Origin of the sequence: Shewanella sp. HN-41 (assembly GCF_000217915.1) — a bacterium.
Classification (GTDB): Bacteria; Pseudomonadota; Gammaproteobacteria; order Enterobacterales; family Shewanellaceae; genus Shewanella.
In genome coordinates this window covers 18,828-40,543 of sequence record NZ_AFOZ01000046.1, presented here as the reverse complement: position 1 = coordinate 40,543, position 21,716 = coordinate 18,828, and the positions used below count along the sequence as shown (strand labels likewise).

20 protein-coding genes are annotated in these 21,716 nt (G+C 45.2%); 9 read left to right on the top strand and 11 right to left on the bottom strand.

The genetic code is table 11. From position 1 onward, the window contains the following. The first annotated feature begins 125 nt into the window (after positions 1 to 125). The 6 genes from SOHN41_RS18315 (at position 126) to SOHN41_RS18295 (ending at position 6,549) form a co-directional block, all read left to right on the top strand. On the top strand, positions 126 to 728 hold the full coding sequence (locus SOHN41_RS18315) for a hypothetical protein (protein WP_037459659.1): 603 nt from the start codon (positions 126 to 128) through the stop codon (positions 726 to 728). Between the two features lie 152 nt (positions 729 to 880). After that, positions 881 to 1,303, top strand: a complete 423-nt coding sequence (locus tag SOHN41_RS20140) for a hypothetical protein (protein ID WP_139058411.1) — start codon at positions 881 to 883, stop codon at positions 1,301 to 1,303. A 193-nt stretch (positions 1,304 to 1,496) separates the two neighbouring features. After that, complete coding sequence (locus tag SOHN41_RS18310; protein ID WP_037459657.1) at positions 1,497 to 2,927, top strand: amidohydrolase; 1,431 nt, start codon at positions 1,497 to 1,499, stop codon at positions 2,925 to 2,927. Between the two features lie 137 nt (positions 2,928 to 3,064). Then, a complete protein-coding gene (locus SOHN41_RS18305; RefSeq protein ID WP_007651926.1) occupies positions 3,065 to 4,396 on the top strand; it encodes a M16 family metallopeptidase in 1,332 nt (443 codons plus the stop codon). Further along, the gene (locus SOHN41_RS18300; protein ID WP_007651925.1) at positions 4,393 to 5,856 is read left to right on the top strand and encodes a M16 family metallopeptidase; all 1,464 of its coding nucleotides are present in this window, start codon (positions 4,393 to 4,395) and stop codon (positions 5,854 to 5,856) included. Before SOHN41_RS18305 ends, SOHN41_RS18300 begins: the two co-directional genes overlap by 4 nt. A gap of 144 nt (positions 5,857 to 6,000) precedes the next feature. Beyond that, on the top strand, positions 6,001 to 6,549 hold the full coding sequence (locus SOHN41_RS18295; RefSeq protein ID WP_007651924.1) for a hypothetical protein: 549 nt from the start codon (positions 6,001 to 6,003) through the stop codon (positions 6,547 to 6,549). Between the two features lie 638 nt (positions 6,550 to 7,187). On the opposite strand, the gene SOHN41_RS18285 is transcribed toward SOHN41_RS18295, so the two are convergent. The 4 genes from SOHN41_RS18285 to trmL form a co-directional block, all read right to left on the bottom strand. Continuing rightward, complete coding sequence (locus SOHN41_RS18285) at positions 7,188 to 7,949, bottom strand: DUF4145 domain-containing protein (protein ID WP_007651923.1); 762 nt, start codon at positions 7,947 to 7,949, stop codon at positions 7,188 to 7,190. A gap of 101 nt (positions 7,950 to 8,050) precedes the next feature. Next, on the bottom strand, positions 8,051 to 10,360 hold the full coding sequence (locus SOHN41_RS18280) for an AAA family ATPase (RefSeq protein WP_007651922.1): 2,310 nt from the start codon (positions 10,358 to 10,360) through the stop codon (positions 8,051 to 8,053). A 267-nt stretch (positions 10,361 to 10,627) separates the two neighbouring features. After that, entirely contained in the window at positions 10,628 to 10,915 is a 288-nt protein-coding gene (locus SOHN41_RS18275) for a hypothetical protein (RefSeq protein ID WP_037459651.1), read from the bottom strand. 653 nt (positions 10,916 to 11,568) lie between these two features. Beyond that, positions 11,569 to 12,033 (bottom strand): tRNA (uridine(34)/cytosine(34)/5-carboxymethylaminomethyluridine(34)-2'-O)-methyltransferase TrmL, encoded by a 465-nt coding sequence (gene trmL, locus SOHN41_RS18270; protein WP_007651920.1) that lies wholly within the window; start codon positions 12,031 to 12,033, stop codon positions 11,569 to 11,571. 197 nt (positions 12,034 to 12,230) lie between these two features. Here trmL and SOHN41_RS18265 point away from each other — a divergent pair, with 197 nt between their 5' ends. Together SOHN41_RS18265 and SOHN41_RS18260 are read left to right on the top strand one after the other, a co-directional pair. After that, positions 12,231 to 13,085: a DMT family transporter gene (locus SOHN41_RS18265; protein ID WP_007651919.1), complete on the top strand. Its 855-nt coding sequence runs from the start codon at positions 12,231 to 12,233 to the stop codon at positions 13,083 to 13,085. Then, complete coding sequence (locus SOHN41_RS18260; RefSeq protein ID WP_007651918.1) at positions 13,086 to 14,021, top strand: LysR substrate-binding domain-containing protein; 936 nt, start codon at positions 13,086 to 13,088, stop codon at positions 14,019 to 14,021. On the opposite strand, the gene SOHN41_RS18255 is transcribed toward SOHN41_RS18260, so the two are convergent. The 3 genes from SOHN41_RS18255 to SOHN41_RS18245 all read right to left on the bottom strand — a co-directional run bounded on the left by SOHN41_RS18255 (position 14,014) and on the right by SOHN41_RS18245 (position 16,844). After that, entirely contained in the window at positions 14,014 to 14,886 is an 873-nt protein-coding gene (locus SOHN41_RS18255; RefSeq protein WP_007651916.1) for a patatin-like phospholipase family protein, read from the bottom strand. The genes SOHN41_RS18260 and SOHN41_RS18255 overlap by 8 nt on opposite strands. 257 nt (positions 14,887 to 15,143) lie before the next feature. Next, the gene (locus SOHN41_RS18250) at positions 15,144 to 15,377 is read right to left on the bottom strand and encodes a hypothetical protein (RefSeq protein ID WP_007651915.1); all 234 of its coding nucleotides are present in this window, start codon (positions 15,375 to 15,377) and stop codon (positions 15,144 to 15,146) included. A gap of 129 nt (positions 15,378 to 15,506) precedes the next feature. Beyond that, positions 15,507 to 16,844 carry a coproporphyrinogen III oxidase family protein gene (locus SOHN41_RS18245; protein WP_007651914.1) on the bottom strand — a complete coding sequence of 446 codons (1,338 nt, stop codon included), beginning with the start codon at positions 16,842 to 16,844 and terminating at the stop codon, positions 15,507 to 15,509. Positions 16,845 to 17,215: 371 nt separating this feature from the next. Between SOHN41_RS18245 and SOHN41_RS18240 the strand changes: the two genes are divergently transcribed. Beyond that, the gene (locus SOHN41_RS18240) at positions 17,216 to 18,130 is read left to right on the top strand and encodes a bile acid:sodium symporter family protein (protein ID WP_007651913.1); all 915 of its coding nucleotides are present in this window, start codon (positions 17,216 to 17,218) and stop codon (positions 18,128 to 18,130) included. Here SOHN41_RS18240 and SOHN41_RS20460 read toward each other — a convergent pair. The 4 genes from SOHN41_RS20460 to SOHN41_RS18225 all read right to left on the bottom strand — a co-directional run bounded on the left by SOHN41_RS20460 (position 18,108) and on the right by SOHN41_RS18225 (position 21,400). Further along, positions 18,108 to 18,356: a hypothetical protein gene (locus SOHN41_RS20460; RefSeq protein WP_237703932.1), complete on the bottom strand. Its 249-nt coding sequence runs from the start codon at positions 18,354 to 18,356 to the stop codon at positions 18,108 to 18,110. The two genes, SOHN41_RS18240 and SOHN41_RS20460, sit on opposite strands and share 23 nt — an antisense overlap. Beyond that, a complete protein-coding gene (locus SOHN41_RS20455; RefSeq protein ID WP_007651911.1) occupies positions 18,328 to 18,612 on the bottom strand; it encodes a hypothetical protein in 285 nt (94 codons plus the stop codon). Before SOHN41_RS20455 ends, SOHN41_RS20460 begins: the two co-directional genes overlap by 29 nt. A 252-nt stretch (positions 18,613 to 18,864) precedes the next feature. Continuing rightward, a complete protein-coding gene (locus SOHN41_RS18230; RefSeq protein WP_007651910.1) occupies positions 18,865 to 19,755 on the bottom strand; it encodes a hypothetical protein in 891 nt (296 codons plus the stop codon). Between the two features lie 103 nt (positions 19,756 to 19,858). After that, the gene (locus SOHN41_RS18225) at positions 19,859 to 21,400 is read right to left on the bottom strand and encodes an esterase-like activity of phytase family protein (RefSeq protein ID WP_007651908.1); all 1,542 of its coding nucleotides are present in this window, start codon (positions 21,398 to 21,400) and stop codon (positions 19,859 to 19,861) included. Positions 21,401 to 21,716: the final 316 nt, after the last annotated feature.

The following is a 21,716-nucleotide window of genomic DNA, read 5'->3' as shown; positions in this document are numbered from 1 at the left end:
GAGCAAGGTTAGCTTGTTGTGATGTAACCCTTTTTATTGTAACGCCATTAATACTAATGATGTATTGTTCGGCTTGGATCTGCATGGCAATGTTGCGTTTTCGATAGGGTTTATGGGAAGTTGTAATGATGGGGTTGGGAGTTTTTCGGGTTGTTTTTTTAGTTATTCCACTTTTTAGTTTTTTTGCATATAGTTCCACAGCCTCAAAGACTACAGCATTTGCATGCCATAACTGTAGTCATACAGATTTTATTAATGTAGTTAAAAAAGAGGTTCCTTCAAAGAGATGTAAATTTACGACTCCAAAAGGGGAGGTACCTCAGGAGGATTGGGTTTGTTATAAGCAAAATAAAACAATGATTGTAGCAAATCCAGTTGGAAGGATTGCAAGTAAGTTCATTGTTTATTCAGCGGATGAGTCTGGTTACATTGAAATAAAGTCACTACCACTGACACAAGGTGAGAAGAGTGATTTAGACATCTTTTATGAAATTGATAATACATTCCGTCAACTTAGCATTGGCACAAACTCAATAGTGGCTTATGCCGGAGCATATGATAACAGCCATTTGAATAACAACACTCTATCCACACAGTTTGCACAAGGAATTGATTCTATTCAATATTCAAAGTGTGCTGTGTCTCCTTTTCCAACCGATTTTTTTACATCAAAAGATTATAAGCGACAAGTTTATAATGTGTTTGGTGATTTAATGAAAAAAATTTAGGTGGACAGACTTGGACACAGTTTGTTGATGGCTTTAAGGATACAGATGGCACAGGGCTCACTTTAGGTCTATCAGAGATTGACGTTAGTTTTAATCACAGTACAGCTAGTAAAATTTTTGTTCATGTGATTTATGATGAAAGCGATGATCGTGTGGCACCAGATAACAGACTAACCTTTAGTGTTTCATATGGGGGGACATATTATATAAAAGGGAAGAAAAGTTTAGGTTTTAATTTTGAATTAGAACCAGATCTTTCTTATGCTGGAGGTGTTTTGGTCAGAGATCTTTTTACTCCATCGGGCAAAGATAATTCAGTGCGATTTAATGCAGATAAAGTTGATCCATGCTTAGTACAATTTTTTGAACGAAACAAGACTCAAGCAACTACTCAAACACCTCTTTCTAATGATGAAGTATATGGTCATTGGAGAGATATTTTAGATGAGGGGGGAGTTCAAATTTGCCGCTTTCGGACGCCCATACATGGCTATGCAGGATATGGATGCGGAGTTGAAAAAGAAAAATGTAGCGCGCAAGATCTGACTTATGAGTATATGGGGTTATGTAATTAAGTTTGAATTGGATTTTACTCTGTTAAAGCTACCTCGTGTGGAGGTAGCTTCTAAGGTAAGTGAGGCTGTCAGATACGAAGGTGTTGATGCCATTCTAAAGGAACTTACTCACCCCCAATAATTAAATCTATTAACAATTCATCCATGTCCGTGTAGTTTAGATAGCTTATAAAAACAACAATAGGCTATCGTTATGACTTTATCCTCTGTATCACCCTCTGCTATTTTAAAATCTGCTATCTCAAAATCAGCAATCCCAAAGGCATTCGATTTCAAATCCTCTGCAAATAAATCCCATTTTTCCAAGACCTTAATCGCTTCTGCTCTCGCCTTGAGTTTTATGGGCGCGGGTTTGAGTTCGGCGCAAGCGGCGACCAGTGCTATGCCGGATGCGGCTAAGTTGGCGGCGGGTGTGGAGCAAAAGGTGATCGACTGGCGCCGCGATTTGCACCAACACCCTGAGTTGTCTAATCGTGAGTTTCGCACCAGCAAGATTATTGAAAAACATCTGAAATCCTTAGGATTAGAAGTACAAACGGGTGTGGCGCATACGGGCGTGGTGGCCATCTTAAAGGGCGGAAAGTTGCAGGGTGGTAAACCCGGTCCGTTGATTGCGATTCGGGCTGATATGGATGCACTGCCTGTGACTGAGGTGGTCGATTTGCCCTTTGCCTCTAAGGCGACCGACACTTACCGCGATCAAAAGGTGGGGGTGATGCATGCCTGTGGGCACGATACCCATGTGGCTATGTTGATGGGCGTGGCTGAAAACCTCGTGAAAGTGAAAGACAGCCTCGCGGGTGATGTGATGTTTATCTTCCAACCCGCCGAAGAAGGTGCGCCCGAAGGCGAAGAGGGCGGCGCGGAGTTGATGCTTAAAGAAGGGCTGTTTGCTAAGCGTAAGCCCGACCAAGTGTTTGGTATGCATGTTACCTCGAACATGCCGAGTGGCATGATTGGTGTGCGCAGTGGCCCTGCGATGGCGAGTGAAGATTCCTTTACCATCAAAGTGAAAGGCCGCCAAACCCACGGTTCGCGCCCTTGGAATGGGGTCGATCCTATTGTCGCTGCGGCGCAAATTATTACCAATGTGCAAACGATCGTCAGCCGTCAGGTGGATATCACTAAAGCCCCTGCCGTGGTGAGCTTTGGTGCGGTTAATGGTGGCATTCGCTCTAACATTATTCCCGATGAAGTCGAGCTGATTGGCACTATTCGCACCTTCGACCAACCCATGCGCGCCGATATCAAAGAGCGTTTAGCTGAAATAGCTGAGCTGTCGGCGAAAACCCTTGGTGCGAGCGCGACCACAGAGATCCACCCTGGTTATCCTGTGGTGGTGAACAATCCCGAGCTGGTCGCCAGTATGCGTCCTGTGCTCGCCAGTGTGGTGGGCGATAAGATGCTGATCGAACCAGGGTTAATCACAGGCGCCGAAGACTTTTCTTACTACGCCTTAGAAGCGCCGGGGATGTTTTTCTTCCTCGGGGTGACGCCAAAGGGAACGGATCCTACAACCGCGGCCAGCAATCATTCTCCGGCATTTTATGTGGATGAAAGTGCGCTAAAAGTGGGGGTTGAGGCCATGACTAAAGTGGCGTTGACTGCGCTTAACGCCCAATAAGCCGCAACAGCGTTATTCCGTCAGCTTTTCGGTATAACTTGAGCTTACAAAAAATCGGCGCGGGACACGCTTTCTGCGCTTGATTTGTTGAACAATTTACCTTCATATGTGGATATTTACAGCAAGGAGCGAACAAGATGAAGCGCACGCTATCGGCTCTGGTATTGGCTATGGGGCTTTTGAATCCCCTAAGCCAAGTACAGGCCACCACGGCAGAAGACATTAAGAGTTTCACGCTAGATAACGGCATGAAAATCATGGTGCTAGAAGATGCCTCAATTCCCAATGCCAACATGTATTTGTTTTGGAAAGTCGGTTCACGTAACGAAGTGCCCGGCATTACTGGTATTTCGCACTTTTTCGAACACATGATGTTCAACGGTTCGAAAAAGTACGGCCCGAAAATGTTTGACCGCACAATGGAAGCCGCGGGTGGCGCAAACAATGCGTATACCACTGAAGATATGACGGTTTATACCGATTGGTTCCCCGCCAATGCGCTCGAAACTATGTTCGACCTCGAAGCTGACCGTATCGCTAACCTAGATATCAACCAAACTATGGTCGATAGCGAACGTGGCGTAGTGCAGTCGGAGCGTTCCACTGGTTTAGAAAACTCTAACTGGAATGCCCTTGAAGGCGAAGTCAAAGGCGTGGCATTTTTAGCCCACCCTTATTCTTGGTCGGTGATCGGCCATGAGTCGGATATCGCCGCTTGGACGTTGGAAGATCTCGTGCAGTACCATAAAACCTATTACGCGCCGAACAATGCCGTGGTAGTGATTACTGGTGATGTAAAGCTTGCCCAAGTAAAATCCTTGGCCGACAAATACTTTGCGCCTATTCCGGCACAAACTCCGCCTAAAGCGATTCGTACCGTCGAGCCTGAGCAAAAGGGCGAGCGCCGTACCTTTGTGCAAAAGGCGTCGGTCAGCACACCGAATGTGATGCTGGCTTACCATATACCGGCGGCGACTCACGCGGATTTTTATGCGCTGGACTTATTAAGCTCGATTCTAAGCCAAGGTAATAGCTCGCGTTTATATCAATCACTGGTTGATAAACAAGTGGCCTTAGAAGCGCAAACCTATATGCCTATGTCGGTCGATCCTAACCTCTTCTATGTGATGGGCGTTGCCACGCCTGAGGTAAAAGCCTCGACGCTGGAGCATGCGCTGATTGAACAAATTGATGCGATTGCGACAACGAGCGTTACCCAGCAAGAACTGGATAAAGTTAAAAATATCAAGTTGATGGATTTTTATCGTTCGATGGAAACCATTAATGGCAAGGCCAATACCATAGGCACCTATGAAATGTATTTTGGCAGTTACGACAAGCTATTTAATGCGCCAGAAGCCTATAACAAGGTGACGCCAGCGGATATTCAACGTGTTGCCCAAACCTATTTACGTAAATCGAATCGTACTGTAGCTGTGCTGGCGGCAAACGAGGAGTCCTCTCAATGAAATCGATGACAATGAAATCACTTAAGATGGCATCACTCGGAAAACCTTCTAAGTTAATGGCCGCTTTAGCCCTAGGTACAAGTTTGGCTTTAGCGGGTTGTGCTGCGACATCGGCACCCAAACGCGTCGATACTGGCAGCTTTGTGATGCCAAGTTACGACAAGTTCGTACTGGATAACGGCTTAACTGTGTATTTAATGCCACAGCGCGAAGTGCCTTTAGTCACTTTAAATGCCGTGGTACGTGCGGGTGCAGTCAATGACACCACCGCAGGCGTGGCACAAATGACAGCAGAAGGTTTGTTGTTAGGGGCGGCGGGTAAATCTAAGGCGGATATCGAGCAGCAAGTGGATTTTCTTGGCGCCAGTTTAGGTGCTGAAGCGGATAAAGAAGGCAGTTACCTCAGTGCCGATTTTATGGCAAAAGATACCGATGTCATGCTCGGCTTATTTAGCGCGGCGATGTTAACGCCAGACTTTGATGCAGCCGAGTTCGATAAACTCAAACAACGCGCGATTGCGGGGTTACAGCAAGATAAAGAAAGCCCACGGGCGGTGATTGGTCGCTACTTCGATAAGCTGGTATTCGGTGCCCATCCCTATGGCAACGCGGCTTCGGGTAACAGCGATTCGCTTGAGCAAGTGACAGTGTCGCAGCTGCGCGCTTTCCATAAGAGTTACTACCAACCGGCCAATACTGCGGTTACCGTCGTGGGCGACTTTGATATTGCCGCCATGAAGGCCAAGCTGACACAAAGCTTTGGTCAGTGGAAAGGCAGCGAAAAGCTGGTACAACCTGACTTAAGCCAAGGCTTGCCTCAATTGACCGAAGCTAAAGTTTTGCTGGTGGATAAGCCAGATGCTATCGAAACCACCTTTGTGATCGGCGGTTTAGGTATTAGTCGTGACAATCCAGACTATGTTGGTTTAACGGTAGTGAACACTATTTTAGGCGGTCGCTTTACCTCTTGGCTTAACGACGAGCTGCGGGTGAACGCTGGCTTAACCTATGGTGCACGCTCAGGTTTTAGTCCTTATACCGACTCGGGTGTGTTCACTATCAGCACTTTCACTAAGACGGAAACCACTCAAGAAGCGATTGATCTCGCACTGAAAACCTATGCACGTTTATGGGAGAAAGGCGTAGATCAAGCAACGCTTGATTCGGCTAAAGCCTATGTGAAGGGCCAGTTCCCACCTAAGTTTGAAACCTCGGGCCAACTGGCGGGATTATTATCTGGCATGTATCTGTATGGCTTCGATGATAAGTTTATCAACGAGTTCCAAGCTAAGGTGGATGGTTTGACCTTAGAAGAAACCCAAAGACTCGTGAAAACTTACTTCCCGCAAAAAGATCTGCAATTTGTGCTGATTGGTAACGCGGCTAAGATTGCCCCTATCGCCGCTAAGTATGGCAAAGTGCAAACCGTGGATATTAAAGCCATGGGCTTTGGCCAATAAGCCAAGTTATTTAAAACTAAGGCGTTAGCCTACGCTTTGGCTAAATTAACCCATTAAAAAGGTCTGCATTGCAGACCTTTTATTTTTTGCCCATAGTAAGTGGACTTATACCGTTATTTAGCGTGCGGTTATTGAGAGGAATCAATGGGATTTAGGCGACATTATCGGCAATTTATCATAGGTTTAGGCATAGTCAGTGGGCTTATAGGCTTGTTTCCCCTTTCGGCCTTAGCCGCTAAGGTCAGTTTTAACGAGTTTTGCCCCAAGTTAGCGGGACAATGGACGGGAGATGCGGCCAAGGCGGGGGAAATCCCTAAGCAAGTCATAGTGAATGGATTTTGCTCCCATGATCTGCGGCAGCTGATTTTATCTGTGAGTGTGGGTACGCGCGCGCCCTACAGCGAGACTTGGTGGTTTAGGGAGCAAGGCGAGCAAGTGCTATTGACCTATTACGATGGTATCTCGCAGGAAAAACAGCAAGTCTTTAGTTTATATCGCCAAAATGGTGATTATTCCCTCTTGGGTGAAGGCGTGGTCAATATGCGCTCCGCCTTGATCCAACTCTTATTCGAGGCTAAATCATCCCAAGGCGCATGGCAGTGGACGCAAAATATCCAATATTTAGACGATGATATTGACCGCTATCAGCTCTTTCGTGGGATAGAAATGACGCCCATCGCGCCATCTGATTAAGCCTACTCATTCATACACGAACGGGCAGTTTTGAGTCTGTGGTACAACTTTGTCGTACAATCTTGACTTGATAGCTATACGATTCATTTTGGACAAAAGCGAGCTGACCTCGCAGCCAGCGTTTTATGCTGGCGATAAAATTTGTTATATGGCATTTTTTTCACCAGCCTTCCGATACTCTGCTGTGTCCATCTTTTTCATTTGTAAGTAACCTATAAGCAACGATATAGGACAAATAGTCATTATTAAAATTGTAGAAATCGTGCTCATTGACTCCCCAGGGATGATATATTCGATCCCAAGCACTACCATCAAAAAAACTAGTCCTCCATGTATGCAGAAATTTACTTTTCTTTGGATTTCTAATAGTGATGAATTGCTAAGCTTTTGCGAGCATTTAGGGCAATGAAATAATGTTTCCTTTTTTGTTTTTTCCAGGTCTTTCAATAGTAAGTACCCAAACTCCTCAGAACACACGGGACATTTCATCGAACTTTCCTAAATGACATATAACGCCCGCTTAATGGGCTGACAACGCTGCTACTAACTTTCCGCATGACACCATAATCACGAAAACCAACGCATGATAAAAATGCCGCGCGTTAGCTATCCCTCTTGAAGCGTTTGTTATAACCGTATTACTTAGGACCGCGGTTTTTATTTATATCTTTTGCTAATTTCCTAGCAAGTTCTATTTTATTCTCGTATAAATCATTCAAAACGACTTCAAGAATCTCGTAAGCATCAAATACGTCATCAAGACTCAGTGGTGTACTTGCATGACTTCCAGCATTTCCGAGCCACTTAATAGCTAAAAGTAACTCTTTTAAGTGAGCATACTTATTGGGTAAACTTTCTATTCTTTGATGTAAATTAATAGAATAACGTTTACCATTGTTAGTTCTAAAACGTTTGATTTTTAAATTATTAAGCAATAGTTCTATGGCAACACGTACATGATTAGATGCTGAAGAAGAGTTCGCCAATACGAGTGAAAATGAGGTTAATATACTACTTTTCACCTCCTTTGGCGTTTGTTCTGGAATGTCAAAATAGTGAAGTGTTGGCTGGAAGTAAGTCGGTTTAAAGTATTCATCATATTCTTGAATTTGGTGCCCATATTCATCAACAGCTACATCCCAGTCTACGGTTCCAGTACCAGTGCACGCCACAACTTCTTTGCAATTACTATTTGAACATTCAAAAAAACATGAAAACACAAGCTCTATCCATTCAGGATCCCAGTTAGGATGATCATGTGCAGACTTTGACATGGCAGACTCTTTTGAGAAAAAGGAGTTACTTACCAACTCCAAGACTCCCATTTTGCATGTAGGACACGTCCATTGATAGGGATGACTTTTGACAAATGGTACCTTGAAAACTTTTTTATCTTTCATTTTTCACCTAAAGGATATAACGCCCCACCCATCACGGAGTTTTGGGAGCGAAGCGAGTAAAGTTTCCGCGTGTAGTGGCTTGTTATACGCATTTTCACTAATCATGCGACAACCTCGAGCATTTCGCTGTAATGAGTCTCGTCAACTTCATGCAACCACTTAAAAATATCACCAATGACATTTTGGCTTTCACCTAAAAGGTTTTCTGATGAATCTTCATTGATTTCAATAACAGCGCTATGTGAGTATTTGTTTATGAATCGATAAATCTTTTCTTTGGTAGCTTCATCTGTAATTTTGCAACCGGTCAAGCCACAACTCATAAGCTGTGCAATATCACTTCTGTGCTTTGGAAACTTGAAGCTAAAAAATGATTCAAGCAGTTTTCTTGCGAGATTCGCGGTTAAAAAGGCTTCATCACGTGACAGTGCTGGATTGTCTTTGTATGCATGAAGTTTTGAAAATATATAATGGTATTCTGAATTGTAATTAACCAAACTTGAGTCTGCATCTTTAAACGTTGATTGGCGTGGAATGACTGTTGAGGCTTCAATTGTATAAAAGAGCGCATTTGGATCTTTGGGTGGGTTCTTTCTTCTCCTATTTCGGTTTACACCTTCGAACCAATCACGGATCAATTTGAAGTAAGTAAAGTTGTGCGTAAATACGAATAGCTGCTTTGCCTTGTCACAATTGCTACGAAGAAACGAATACGCATGAAATAAATGGTTAGAGTCAAAGCTTGAAACAGGATCATCCACAACAACGATAGTATTTTCCATCTTGTTATCGTTTTCTTTCAACTTGGTTATAAAATAAACAAAAGCAATGGCCGTTTTTTCACCTTCACTCAAATTTCCTTCTACTGGAACGGAATCGTTCCGCAATATTTCATAGCCTTTTTTAACTGGGTTAAAACGAAGGGTTAACTCACAGCGACCAAGAAACTTGTGAAGTGATTCGTTAAACTGATCAGCCCCTAAGCCTTCGTTGGATAAGGAATCTTCAAGGCTTCTAATTTCACTGTTTCGGCTGTTTATAGTGGTTTTTAACGTATCATTTGAGCCTGTACGATCAACAACTTCATTTTTCTTGCTGTGGTAACCGAAAGACTTAACTTCTGTGATTGCATAGTGAAGTTCAAGTTGTCTCTTAGCTTTGTCAGTTTCTTCTTTAAAATTTCCTGACTTATGATTGTGCTTATCAACAGCTACGCCAATAGCGGTCATGGCATTGTTAAACGCTTTCAGGGATGATTCACTAATAACTTCAACCGTTAGAGCAGTTTCAAGCGAATTAGCAGTCTTATCCCTCAATACAGTGTGCCAGACAGATATTTCTTTGTTCAGGTCTGTGATAGCTTTTTCCAACGCTGCACATGCTTCGCTATACCCATTTTTGAATTCATCATAAAAATCACTTGCGGCGGGTAGCGTTGGGGGTTGAATATATTGGCTGGAAAGCCAGACGTCAGCACGTTCAAGCCGAGTTTGAAAGGCTTTGTAATCATCATTAAAGTGGGCTTCAAGCTGTTTGATGCGTTCTTTGGTGATCGTGCTGCCACAAAATTCACACTGATTTGTATCGTGACGCTTATGAAGGTCAATACCAGTTTCTACCCAAGATTTTATATCTCCATGATCAACAAGCCGCTGAATAGTTTGGCTAACTACGCTAGTTTTCAAAAGGTCATCAAGGCGTTCTTTCGCTTTGGTGAAAATTTCCTGACTAATAGCATAAGAATTAAAGCTAATCGGGGACTTTTGATCAGGTTTGGCAGCATTGGTTAATTCAAAAATTTTTTGTTCATCAAGAAGTGGAACGTCTGACTTGCTTGCCTCTAGATTGTCGTTGATAAAGTTTTCAAATTTCCGCTTATCGTAATTAAGATAGTAACGATCTGTTGTATCAATTGACTGAAGGCTGGTTTTCATGTGCCGTGCGCTATCAGTTCCAAACTTTGAAATAGCGTCATCAAGTTTTCTTATTGCTTCAGCTTCTATGCTATGTGCTTTAGTATCCGCTTCTTGTTCTTTTTTTAGCTTTTCTAACTTTTCACGTTCTTCAATTTTTTCTTTATCAACAAGCAATATACTTTTTACAATGCTATTCCATGAAATGTTTTCATCAATAAAATCATGGTTAAATGTGTATATGTTTAGGTCAGAATTCGCAATGTTCGCTTGTGTGATAGCAGTGCCGCTGTCTACGTTTACCGTGAACTCCGAAGAAGGAAATTTACTTGAAGTGGCTTTATCTTCGATACACCTAAACAAACCCGAAAGCGTAGATTTTCCGCTTCCATTCCATCCATAGAACAAATTGTATTTTCCGAAATCTTTAGCATTGCTGTTCTTATGATCTTGGAAGATACCGAATTGCTTTAATTTTTGTATATTCTTTATTGACATGACATCCACGACCTAAAATTCTATCCGGACTAGATTTGCCTATAACAGTTTATTAGTGCACATGCGCGTTTACATTGTTAGAACAGTAAAAGCGCGCACAATTAACTATCTGTTTGTAAAGAATTTATCATCTTTCTATCAAAGATACTATCAGGAAACACGCATGCGCGTTTTTCAAACCTATTAACTAATAGTGCACCAATGATGAAGCTGTCTAAAGGTTGGTAGGTGCTATCCATACCTTAGTTACCTAGCTAAAAGAAGTGGTCATTTATCCCAAAACTTGCCACTTTGATAGTCAGATCGTGCCTGACTCTCGCTATAGCTTTTATTGTCAATTTTGACACCGCCAATACCATTCGAGTGTTTACTAATAAATTCATCTTCATCATCGTCATCTGACTGGTCAGAGCTAGACATTGCAATTAACGTCCCTAGCACCATGAAAATAGAGACTAATATCTCAACTGAAATCTTGAGAACGGCTATTAAAAAATTAAAAGACCATGTAGCTATAATCGGAATTGCTTTTAATAATCTATCTCTGAAATTCATAGTGCCCCTACCTTGGAATCCAATTCCCACGCATTATAGATGATTATATTGTATAACCCGACAGTGAAACTTTATACATATCACAACTAAGGTAGTCCAATAGTGAACGGCTTTTAACGTATACGTTTCCCAATTCCAAGCTTGTTCGCCATTTAACACCAAGTACATTAACACACTGGTTTACTTAATCTTCTGAATCTCGAAAGAAATCGTAGACACTTTGTAGCATTACTAAAATTGGGTCAACAGACCAGTACCAAGCAGAGCTAGTTCAGTCGTGAGAAACAGGGAATGGGGCATTAGCTTTTTAGTCGGATGAACAGTTTAATGGTCGTAAAGATTGTCATTGTTGCAACTGTGGCCGTTGGCGGCATGGCCGCTCTTTCACATCCATGTGAACGCGGCATTTACACTTCCGTGTGCTGCAGATGCCGCCGTCGAGCCCTCAGGGATGCTTCTTGTGAAATAAAAGGGTGGCGTGTCGCAGGGGAAACAATGACAATTCATGCCGCATACCTAACGACCAAAGTTATTTGGCTTTGGTGTGAATTGAGTTAAAGCAATCTTTCAGAGCTGATGGCTGAATGATTTGGCTTAGTGATTGGAAAATTGGCTGGTTAAGTCCAGCCAATTTAAATCAGTATTCCTACCTATTAAATCGCGCCTTCAAACCCGAGCTGACGCCAAGCTTCGTAGCTGATAATCGCCACAGCATTGGAGAGGTTGAGGCTGCGACTGGTGGCTGCCATGGGAATACGTAATCGCTGCTCGGTTGGGATCGACTCGATAATCGACATAGGTAAACCGCGGGTCTCAGGGCCAAATAACAGCACATCATCCTTGGCAAAACTCAGCTCAGTATGGGGGCGACTGCCCTTGGTGGTGCAGGCCATAATGCGTTTGCCTGCCATGGCTTCGAGGAAGGCATCGAAGTTTTTATGGTGAGTCACATTGGTTAAATCGGCATAGTCTAGGCCAGCGCGGCGCAGTTTTTTCTCTTCAAAATCAAACCCAAGAGGCTCAATTAGATGAAGCTGGCTGCCGTTGTTTGCGCAAAGGCGAATGATATTACCCGTGTTGGGTGCGATTTCTGGCTCATAGAGTGCGATATGGAACATGCTTGCCCGCCTATAAAAAGTGACGCCCGATTATATGGCAAACAAGCCTTAAGCGCAGCTCTGCGTGGCGCATATCTAAAGCGGCATGAACGCCAGACCATTTTTGTTTTTCCATATTAACCTTATCTCAGCACTTGCCTGTTTTATTCTCTCAAAGTAATATATCTCAATATCAAGATACTTTTTAAGAAGTCATTATGCCGTTTGTGATTGCGTTACTCGCCCCGGTGTTTTGGGGGACCACCTATGCACTGGTGGGTCTTTACTTACAGGATATGTCGCCCTACTGGGTGGCGGTTTGGCGCGCACTGCCGGCGGGCATATTACTGCTGATGCTGCGTCCACGTTTGCCAACGCTGGCATGGTCTAAATTAAGCTTGCTGGCGTTTTGTAATATTGGCGCCTTCTTTGCGCTGCTGTTTATTGGCGCCTATCGGCTACCCGGTGCCGTGGCGGGTACGCTGGGGGCGACATTGCCACTGATCTTTTTGATCCTCGCTTGGCTGATTGATAAAAAACGCCCGGGGGTAAAGTGGTTATTGCTCGGTTTAATGGGCCTCGGCGGAGTGATTTTATTGCTTAATCCTTCGGCGGATCTCGACCCGATTGGTGTCCTGTGTATGCTGAGCGCAACGACTCTGATTGCTTTCTCTTCCCGCTGGATGCAGCGCTGGGATGTGGGCGATTTTTTAGTGCTCACCGCCTGGCAATTACTCTTGGGGGGATTGATATTGATCCCGCTGGCCTGGTTTATGGCGGGGCCGCCACAGGTGCCGAGTATGGATGTGGTTCCTTCACTCATCTGGCTGGTGACCGCCAATACTGCGGTGGCCTATTGGGCTTGGCTCTGGTCAATGCGAAATTTAGGGCCAGAAATCATGGGGATGGTGGCTTTGGTCAATCCCGTGGTTGCCGTATCATTAGGCGTATTGATTGTGGGTGAAGCCTTAGATATGCGCCAGTGGGCAGGGATTTTAGTGATTTTACTGTCTCTGCTGTTGATGAAATTGCCGCAAAATTTAAGGTGGAACCCCTTGAAAGTGAGGGGTTAAATGCTAAAACGCTTAGACTTAAACTTACTGCCCGTGCTGGAAATTCTTCTCGAGGAGCAGAGTGTAACGGCCGCGGCGGCGCGGCTGCATTTGAGTCAGTCGGCGGTGAGTAAGCAATTGACTCGCCTGCGCGAAGTGTTTGATGACCCCTTATTCGAGCGCACCGCCTACGGTCTCAAGCCGACGCCCAAGGCGCTGTCGCTGGCGCCCGACTTACGCCAATGCTTACAGCAATTAGCGCAATTTACTCGACCAGATAGTTTTGAGCCCGCCTTAAGTCAGCGCCAGTTTCGGATGCATCTGGTCGAAACCACCTATTCGCTGACCTTTCCGCATTTTATGCCTTCGCTTTTAGCGCAGGCGCCCGGTGTGAGCATTAATTGCCAAACCTGGCGGCTGGATACCATGGACAGACTCCAGCGCTGCGATATCGATCTCGCCATAGGTTGCCGCGAATGGGATGAACGTTCGCCCATGCATGTAAACCATATCCCGGACGATCTCCATTATGTTGAATTGGTTCAGGATTACACAGTGTGCCTGATGCGCCGTGACCATCCTGCCCTTTCGCAGGAATGGAATCTCGACACCTTTTTAAGCTATCGCCAGTTACAGGTCGCCTTTGGTGGCTTGGAACATTGGTTGCTAGACGATGTGCTGCAAATCCAAGGGCGTAAACGGGATATTGCGGTGAATATGACGGACTTTCAGAGTGCGCTGGCCCTGTGTGAGCAGAGCGATTTAATTCTCTGCGCTCCTTCCCGTTATGCCTTAGCGGTGATGAAGTCGTTTGATCTTATGTATTTACCATCGCCAATTCAACTGATCCCCGGTGCGTATCTGCTGATGTGGCATAAGCATTTTGAGCACGATCTCAGCCATAAATGGTTGCGTGAACTGATTATCGACAGCGTCCGCGCCTCGCTCCCTAACTAACATCTGCCCCAGTGTTCAGCCAAGCTTGTAACTTGGGCAAAATCGCCTGTCCATCGGCTAACCCTTGGTGATACACGGCGGTCACTTTATCGATATTACGATCGAGCCTCGATAGATTAAGTGGCTGCGCAGGGCGGATCACAAAGGCATTATCAGCTGCAACCGCTTGGTCTAACTCGGTTAATGTTTGATGGTAAAGGTGGTGGCGTTCACTCAGCGCCCGGGCAACGGCGGGATACCGTTTATAGGCTTTACGGGCTAACCAATTCATTTTCATCGCGGATTTTTGATAATGCTTGTCTTGAGTCAAGATCACTACTTGGCGGGCGTAACCGTCCTTGAGTGATTGTGCTAGTGGTATAGGTTCGCCGATGCCACCATCGAGATAATAGTTTTGGTTGATCACACTGGGTTTAGACATAAACGGCAGGCTAGAGGAGGCGATAAGCACGTCGAGTAATTTATCGTGCTCCTGAAAATCTGCCATGCCGAAGTAATCGGTTTTCCCTGTGTTGCAGTTAAATGCGCCGACCTTAAATTCGGTTCCACTCGTTAAAAAGGTTTTAAAATCAAATGGTAGTAACTCATAGGCCATACGGCGATAGGTAAAGTCAGTGTTGACATAATTGCCCGTTGTCAGCCAATAGCGCATACCCATATAGCGTTTATCATTGAGATATTGCTGCTGAATTTTAAGATTGCGACCAAATTGACGTGAGACATAGGAGACGGGATAAATGGCACCCGCCGATACGCCAATCACATAATTGAAGTTGAGTGACTGCTGCAAAAAGGCATCTAACACACCAGCGGTATAAATCGCCCTCAGGCCGCCGCCCTCTAATACTAAGGCCACATCTTGCATCTATTTATTACTACCGTTTTATCGAATGCTTGCAGCATACCCCAGCTTGCTACAGAAATGAATGCAGCAGTGCATTGGGAAGATTAGACTGGGATTGATACCTTAGGGTGATGAGTATTGGCATCGCCAAAACGGCTGTCGTTGCCTAAGACACCTTTCCCGTAGATCAGTAAAACGATAGCGAAAAGAGATATGACTAAGTGTGCAGGAATGAACTCCTCAACCCTGTTGGATGTGTTTAGCATTAATGGGATAGATTATTGTGCGCGGGCGAGTTCGATGGCCGCAGCGATCGCATTGCGTGCCTGTGGGCTGTTTTTCCAACAAGTGGTGCGCAACATACTGGCGACTAGGTTGGCGATATCTTCGACCTCATGCTCGGCCAACTGCGCGAGTGAGCTAATACCGATTTCTTCAAAGCGTTTTATGACCGTCGGGCCAACGCCTTTGAGTGCCAATAGGGCGTGTTTTTCTTGCTCATTAAACCCCATAACCAATACTCCTTTATGACTGGGAATGTACTCAACGCTAGCATTAAGGTAAGGCTACCTTTAAACCGAGTTAACAAAAAGGCCCTCGAAAGGGCCTGTTTAATTTTTATCAATAATCATCAATAAGTATTACATATCACAGGGTTTGAGCGGTTTACGTAGCTGGGCGCGCACGTTATCCATGCCGGCGTAAAACTCTTTCATCATCAACAGCCCCATCATCTTGCCGTTATCTGTGACGATCAGATTGTCGGGATCGCTGGGGTCATTTTTAATCGCGCCAATCGCCTTCATCGAAGTCATTTCCTTCAACAGGGCCCAGTCTAGATTGACGCCAAAGGTTTCGCGGAAATATTTGCGTGATAGACGACCGGAGAACATGCCCAGCAGGAAGCGATATTGCATCACATCCTTTTTGCTGTAGTTTTTCTGTTGTTCGACGCCCATTTTGCCTGCGGCGATCCGTTCTTGGTATTTACGCAGGGAGAAGGTGTTGACGTATAAAGTGTCATTCAGGAAGCTAAATGAACCTGAACCAACCCCTAAATACTCATCGTAGTCGATAACATATTCGTCGAAGCCTTCGTCATTCGCCTTACCAAAGGCCCATGCAGATAACTGATTATATTGACCATTTAGACTGTTCAAAATCTGACGATATTGGTTCGCCATATCCGCCTGTGGCGCTGCTAGCTTACCCTTAACACTCTTACGAGTTTGGTGAGTAATCATCAGCGGATAGGTGGTGATCTGTCTCGGGTCGAGGCGCGAGGCCATATCTAAGTCATGTTGGATGACTTCATCGGTTTGACCGCGGAAGCCAAAAATCAGGTCGACGTTGATAATGGGGAACAGCTCTTTAGCCGCCATGATCTTGTCGAAGGTTTGCTGCCCTGTGCCGAATTTTTCGAGGCGGTCGGTCATTTTTAAAATGCCATCGTTAAAGCTTTGCACGCCGATGGACATGCGATCCACTAAGCCCTTGAGTTGCTTAAAGCCTGGGCTATCTAAATGCTGCGGATCGGACTCGCAGGAAACCTCTTTAATACTTGGGAACAGGGTTTTAGCGTATTCGATGGTACGGGCGAGTTCGTCTTCTAGCACTGTGGTGGTGCCGCCGCCAATGTACATAGATTCAAAGTCATAGCCTAAGGCTTTGACCATTTCCATCTCTTTGCGCAACGAGATGAAATAGGCGCGTGCCTTGTCTTCCTTGAACATAAAACGGTGGAAGGTGCAGTAAGAACAGAGTGTATGACAGAAAGGCACATGGGCATAAAGCATGTACTTTTTACCCTCGACTGGGGCCGGCATCATTTCTGCGGAAAGCGTATCGAGGCGAAGATTTTTATCGACGTAGTACTGCATGACTCGTTCCATCGAGCTGAGCATCCAGTTAGGGACGGTAATATTCGCTTGATAAGGCATTTCAATAGCGCCGCTGAGCGTTTGGATAATTGAAGACATAACGATTCCTATCTGTGAGTGCTAACCGTAAACACCGAAATTGCTTTAGGTAATTCACGACCACCTAGCGCAATTAGATTAACTCGTATGCAATTGTTAAAACGTGAACTGGTTATAAGTTACGGTTTCCTAACAAGGAAATCACGGGCTTTTTGTTAAGCGGATCATGTTTTAGTGATCGAGAATGCACTTTCATCATGTACTTTGAGGTGGAATTCTTTGTGAATTTGGGGAGTTAACTTAAGGTGCCAGTCGAAATGTGGAGATTAAAAAATCACCATTCTGCACTTTTGCTGCTGACGGATTAGCGCTTGTCTATCCGAGGTACGGCTGTCATCATCCGAGCGATAAAAATAACTAAAGGGCTTGCTATGTTGGCAAACGTAAACCGCTTCTTCCCGCTGTTGGCACTCATAGGTGCCGTGACTGCTTATTTGATGCCGAGTGGGTTTACAGAGCTTAAATCCGCCATAGTGCCGCTGTTAGTGATCATCATGCTCTCTATGGGGCTCACCTTAGATCTGCAGGATTTTGCTAATGCATTCAAACAAAAGCGTGCAGTGATGACTGGGCTGATACTGCAATTTTCGGTCATGCCGCTCAGCGCATTATTGATCAGCCAGTTATTAGGATTAGATAGGGACCTCACCATAGGCATGGTGTTGGTGGGCAGCGTAGCGGGCGGCACTGCCTCAAACGTGGTCTGCTATTTGGCAAAAGGCGATGTGGCCTTATCGATAACTATGACGGCACTGTCAACCTTGGCGGGCGTAGTATTAACGCCACTGATTATTAAGCTGTCGATTGGCGAAATGATCGATATTCCCTTCACCGACATGCTACTGAGCCTAGTGAAAATAGTGCTGTTCCCCGTTAGCGCGGGCGTGATCATCAACCATTTCTTTAAATCGCTGGTGGCCAAGGTCGCTCCCGCATTGCCGTTGATTTCAATCTTGGCAATCGTCATGGCGATTACCATTATCGTGGCGTTAAATACCAACCAGTTTGATAAAGTTGGCCCCATTATTTTGTTAGCAGTGTTCTTACATAATGGTCTTGGCCTCGTATTAGGCTACTTATGTTGCCGTTTATTAGGCTTTAACCATACCGTCTGCAAAACCATCTCCATCGAAGTTGGTCTACAAAACTCCGGCCTAGCTACGGCTCTGTGTATCAAGTTTTTCAGCCCTATTTCTGCCATCCCCAGCGCGATATTTTCGATTTGGCATAACCTATCAGGCGCCATGCTGGCAGGATATTGGGCTAGGGAAGCGCAAGATAAGTAATACCAATCGTATTAAATATCTGTTCATTCAACAGCAGTGCGCCATAGTTGGTCCACGCTGCCATACCCAATGCCAGCCACTTTATGGCTTGCTGGCGTAATTGCGGGATGTCGAGACCTTCTCTTTCATTGCCGACACTTTGGATTGCCATTAAGTAAGCGCGTAGAAACTCGCGTGAGGCATTATTCAGATAGAGGTTATCGGGTGAGTTCAAAGGCTTGCCCAAAGTAACTCCCCGCTTGTTGTGCCGCTGCGATTGCTTTCGCTAGATAAAACCCTGAGCAGGGATCTGCCGGACTGTGTGCTCGTCCTAGGTTGTATAAGGTCGGTAGCTTAAGACCACGCACTAGCGTTTCTTCTAAAAAGAGGATGGCCTGCGTTTTTCGATCATTATCCAGCGCCATGCAGCCTAGATTATGGCTGGCACGGGTAGAACCTAAGGCTCTGGCTTGTTCATAGTATTGATTGGCATTGTCTTGCATGACGCCGCGGCCGAGAAGGTAGGCTCTACCCAGTAGAAATAACGCCTCAGCATTGTTCTCTGCTGCTTGCTGCCAAGCTTACTGTCAGCAGTAATAGGAGAGTAGCAATAGTGAAGATCTTCATCACATCCTTGTAGTTACGCTGGGTACCTGCGAGCGGTTGTGCTATTGAAGCTGGCTAACATAGAGGCTTGTTGCTACAAGCAAGCCTTGCGGTTTGCCGTAGTGTTAACTACGTTGATTTGCGTGTCGCTATTGACTGCAAAAATTGGGTGTTGCTGCATAGATAAAGACTGTCTTAGTGAGTGAACTTGTTGAATTCCATGCACTCAATTGCGCCATAGCCTCAAAGGCATGCTTGGCTCTTTGCACGACTTTGGCGGTGTAATTGCCATTGGGATCTTTATATTTAAAGGACACTTCGGCAATCACGGGTTGCTGCGAGGCACTTGGGGAGCTGGTATACCACAGTGTGAGTTCGAGTGAGGCGTCTATGCTACCTAAATCGATTTCACTGCCTTCAAACACATATTCGTTAATCGTAAGGCCACCGACTTTGGCGAGTGTGAGATTGTTACTTAAGCCGTAAGCGTTAGCAAAACCTGAAAAGTGACTATTTACATCGGCCATATCATTTAGCGTTCGGGTATTTGGCGTGGTGGTCGAATGGCTATACACGATGCGAATGCCATTGCTGTTATCGGCGCTGATGTCGGCTTCGAGTTTAGTTTCGGCTTGATTATCGGGCGAGCTGAGATCTTCGAAGTCAGCAATAAATCGATCGGGGCTGCGAAATTTCAGTGTCACTTCACTGTTATCGTCGCTAATTCGGTCACGAAAGATATAACCTAATTGCTTTAACTGACAACTTGTTGGGGTGTCATAGAAGGCCACTTGGCGCGCTTGGGTTAATGCCCAAGAGCCAGTGACATTACGACTAATTGCGTTGCTAATGGCTTGTTTCGCATCCGCTAGATAGTGATTGGCGGTTGTGTTTTGAGTGGCATAGTTAAAGTGGCTTGGGTCTAGCAGCAGCTTATATTCCCTTGATGTTTCAACGGGGTTTGCTTGTGCTCCACATGAAGCGAGCAGGGCACTTGGGAATAACGTTAATGACATTATCACGCGTGAAGCTGTTTTCATCGATTAATCTCTAAGTAATGTGGAACGACGTCTGCCAAAAATTGAGTCTGTTCTGAGCCACCACTAGAGACTGTGATGGCTCATAAAACGGAATACTCAATGGTTATTTATCAGCCGATAAGGGTAAGTCATCGACGATATACAGAGTGTTGCCGTCGATATCACTTTGTGCACTATCGAGATATTTCTGTTCTAAGGTGTTGTTATTGCTCCATGTGGCAAAGTCGTCGTCATTTAGCACACCCAAACGTTTATTATCAATTAGCCACAAACCTTCCATTTTGTCATGGGGATATTGTGTTTTGGCGGCCATATCTAGCACCAGTGATTTTGCCACGGGTATGATGCCATTGGCTGCAAGTGCCTCCCAACCATCGCTTAGGGCTACCTGTTCTAAGGTTTTACCTTTAATGGTTAATCCTAGCGCCGCATCTTGGGCGATATCGGCCTGTGCTGTGACGGTCTCGAGATCCGTCGCGCCGCTGATATCTACTTTATACACATGTTTCATCACATCGGTGTCGATATTGAAAAACTTGCCATCACGTTCTAACACTAAAAATTGGCTGTTACTTAAGGCAAGGATCGCAGAGTTCGAGTTTTGGGCAATTTCTTGCTGATACAAATATTGGCCTATCACGCCTGTCGCTAAATTGATGGTCACGATTCGAGTCAGGGTATTATTGTTGACACTCTTATCGGGATTAGAAATGGTTGACTGCATTATGCCCACCAGTGTTGATTGATCGGGCGTGATGGTCAGCCCTTCCATCCCGCGGTTGGCACGGCGATGAGCAAACTCTGCCGGCAGGCTATATAAGTTACGTGTATCGTTCGGGAAAGGATTAATCCGCGCTATTTCTACCCCTTCAGCCGAATAATGCACTATATGTGGACCATACTCATCGCTGACCCAAAAACTACCATCGTCCATGGCGGCAAGACCTTCAGAATCTAACCCATAATCATCGAGTTTGATGGGGTTGGTCTGGGCATTGTAAGGCTGGCTCATATCTTGGCGAATGACTTCACCTGCTGCGTCATAGGGGATTTCTCCTGTGCCGCCAAGGCCACTGCTATTAGGGAGTCCTGTGATCAAGCTGCCATCAGGGCGTTTAAATAAGATGTCTTTGACCTTAGTGATGGTGCCATTGGTTTGGAGTTCAAATAAACCGATACGTGGCGTGTAGTCCGGTGTTGGAAACATTTTGCCTTTGCCTAAACTGCCAGTGTAATCGGCGTTCGGACCGCGATCGGTGAGGGCATAAAATTGAATAGGGTTATTGGGATTGGACGCAGCATCAGAGCCATAACCGCCGTTACGAATTTCAAATTTAGTACCGGGCATAGCGCCATTGTCTAAATCATCGCGCAGCACAGTGAAAGGTAACTTGACCGCTTTATCAGTAAAAAGGTCGGCGTTACATGCATAGCTGCTATCAACCACTTCATTAGTGTCGAGCTTGCCATTATCGTTGCTATCGAGACCTGAATCCGTGCGAGTGCCACCCATCCAGCAGTGGCTATCTCCGCCAATTAATGTGGTTTGTGTCGTCAGGCTGATGATGTCTTTATCATCCGAATTACAAGCACTCAGTAGCAAAACTGACAGGCACAAGCCTGAGGTAACGAGCACATTCTTCATCTCTATATCCCGATTCTTAAAGTGATTGGCTATGTTGTTGGCAGGTAATATAAAGTTAGGCTGTGAACTAAATGTGACAATTGTGCCGCTTAACGTATCCAGTACGAATATGATGTTCACGAGTAATACAGTGTGTTGGCATTACATGGAAGTCGATGATAGCGTCAGTGTTATGGACTAATGCGGCTAAGCGCAACTCGAAGAACGATTCACGCACCTTGGTAAAGGTTTCCGCTATTGGGTATTGCTGACAAGTCTGCTGCAGGTGTCATTGAATTCGGTAAAGCCTCCGATAGGAGGAAATACCGATAATGAT

Excerpts from the sequence above, each read along its gene's own strand:
- SOHN41_RS18315 (WP_037459659.1), top strand. The coding sequence starts at position 126 with ATGATGGGGTTGGGAGTTTTTCGGGTTGTTTTTTTAGTTATTCCACTT.
- SOHN41_RS18310 (WP_037459657.1), top strand. The coding sequence starts at position 1,497 with ATGACTTTATCCTCTGTATCACCCTCTGCTATTTTAAAATCTGCTATC.
- SOHN41_RS18305 (WP_007651926.1), top strand. The coding sequence starts at position 3,065 with ATGAAGCGCACGCTATCGGCTCTGGTATTGGCTATGGGGCTTTTGAAT.
- SOHN41_RS18300 (WP_007651925.1), top strand. The coding sequence starts at position 4,393 with ATGAAATCGATGACAATGAAATCACTTAAGATGGCATCACTCGGAAAA.
- SOHN41_RS18295 (WP_007651924.1), top strand. The coding sequence starts at position 6,001 with ATGGGATTTAGGCGACATTATCGGCAATTTATCATAGGTTTAGGCATA.
- SOHN41_RS18285 (WP_007651923.1), bottom strand. The coding sequence starts at position 7,949 with ATGAAAGATAAAAAAGTTTTCAAGGTACCATTTGTCAAAAGTCATCCC.
- SOHN41_RS18280 (WP_007651922.1), bottom strand. The coding sequence starts at position 10,360 with ATGTCAATAAAGAATATACAAAAATTAAAGCAATTCGGTATCTTCCAA.
- SOHN41_RS18275 (WP_037459651.1), bottom strand. The coding sequence starts at position 10,915 with ATGAATTTCAGAGATAGATTATTAAAAGCAATTCCGATTATAGCTACA.
- trmL (WP_007651920.1), bottom strand. The coding sequence starts at position 12,033 with ATGTTCCATATCGCACTCTATGAGCCAGAAATCGCACCCAACACGGGT.
- SOHN41_RS18265 (WP_007651919.1), top strand. The coding sequence starts at position 12,231 with ATGCCGTTTGTGATTGCGTTACTCGCCCCGGTGTTTTGGGGGACCACC.
- SOHN41_RS18260 (WP_007651918.1), top strand. The coding sequence starts at position 13,086 with ATGCTAAAACGCTTAGACTTAAACTTACTGCCCGTGCTGGAAATTCTT.
- SOHN41_RS18255 (WP_007651916.1), bottom strand. The coding sequence starts at position 14,886 with ATGCAAGATGTGGCCTTAGTATTAGAGGGCGGCGGCCTGAGGGCGATT.
- SOHN41_RS18250 (WP_007651915.1), bottom strand. The coding sequence starts at position 15,377 with ATGGGGTTTAATGAGCAAGAAAAACACGCCCTATTGGCACTCAAAGGC.
- SOHN41_RS18245 (WP_007651914.1), bottom strand. The coding sequence starts at position 16,844 with ATGTCTTCAATTATCCAAACGCTCAGCGGCGCTATTGAAATGCCTTAT.
- SOHN41_RS18240 (WP_007651913.1), top strand. The coding sequence starts at position 17,216 with ATGTTGGCAAACGTAAACCGCTTCTTCCCGCTGTTGGCACTCATAGGT.
- SOHN41_RS20455 (WP_007651911.1), bottom strand. The coding sequence starts at position 18,612 with ATGCAAGACAATGCCAATCAATACTATGAACAAGCCAGAGCCTTAGGT.
- SOHN41_RS18230 (WP_007651910.1), bottom strand. The coding sequence starts at position 19,755 with ATGAAAACAGCTTCACGCGTGATAATGTCATTAACGTTATTCCCAAGT.
- SOHN41_RS18225 (WP_007651908.1), bottom strand. The coding sequence starts at position 21,400 with ATGAAGAATGTGCTCGTTACCTCAGGCTTGTGCCTGTCAGTTTTGCTA.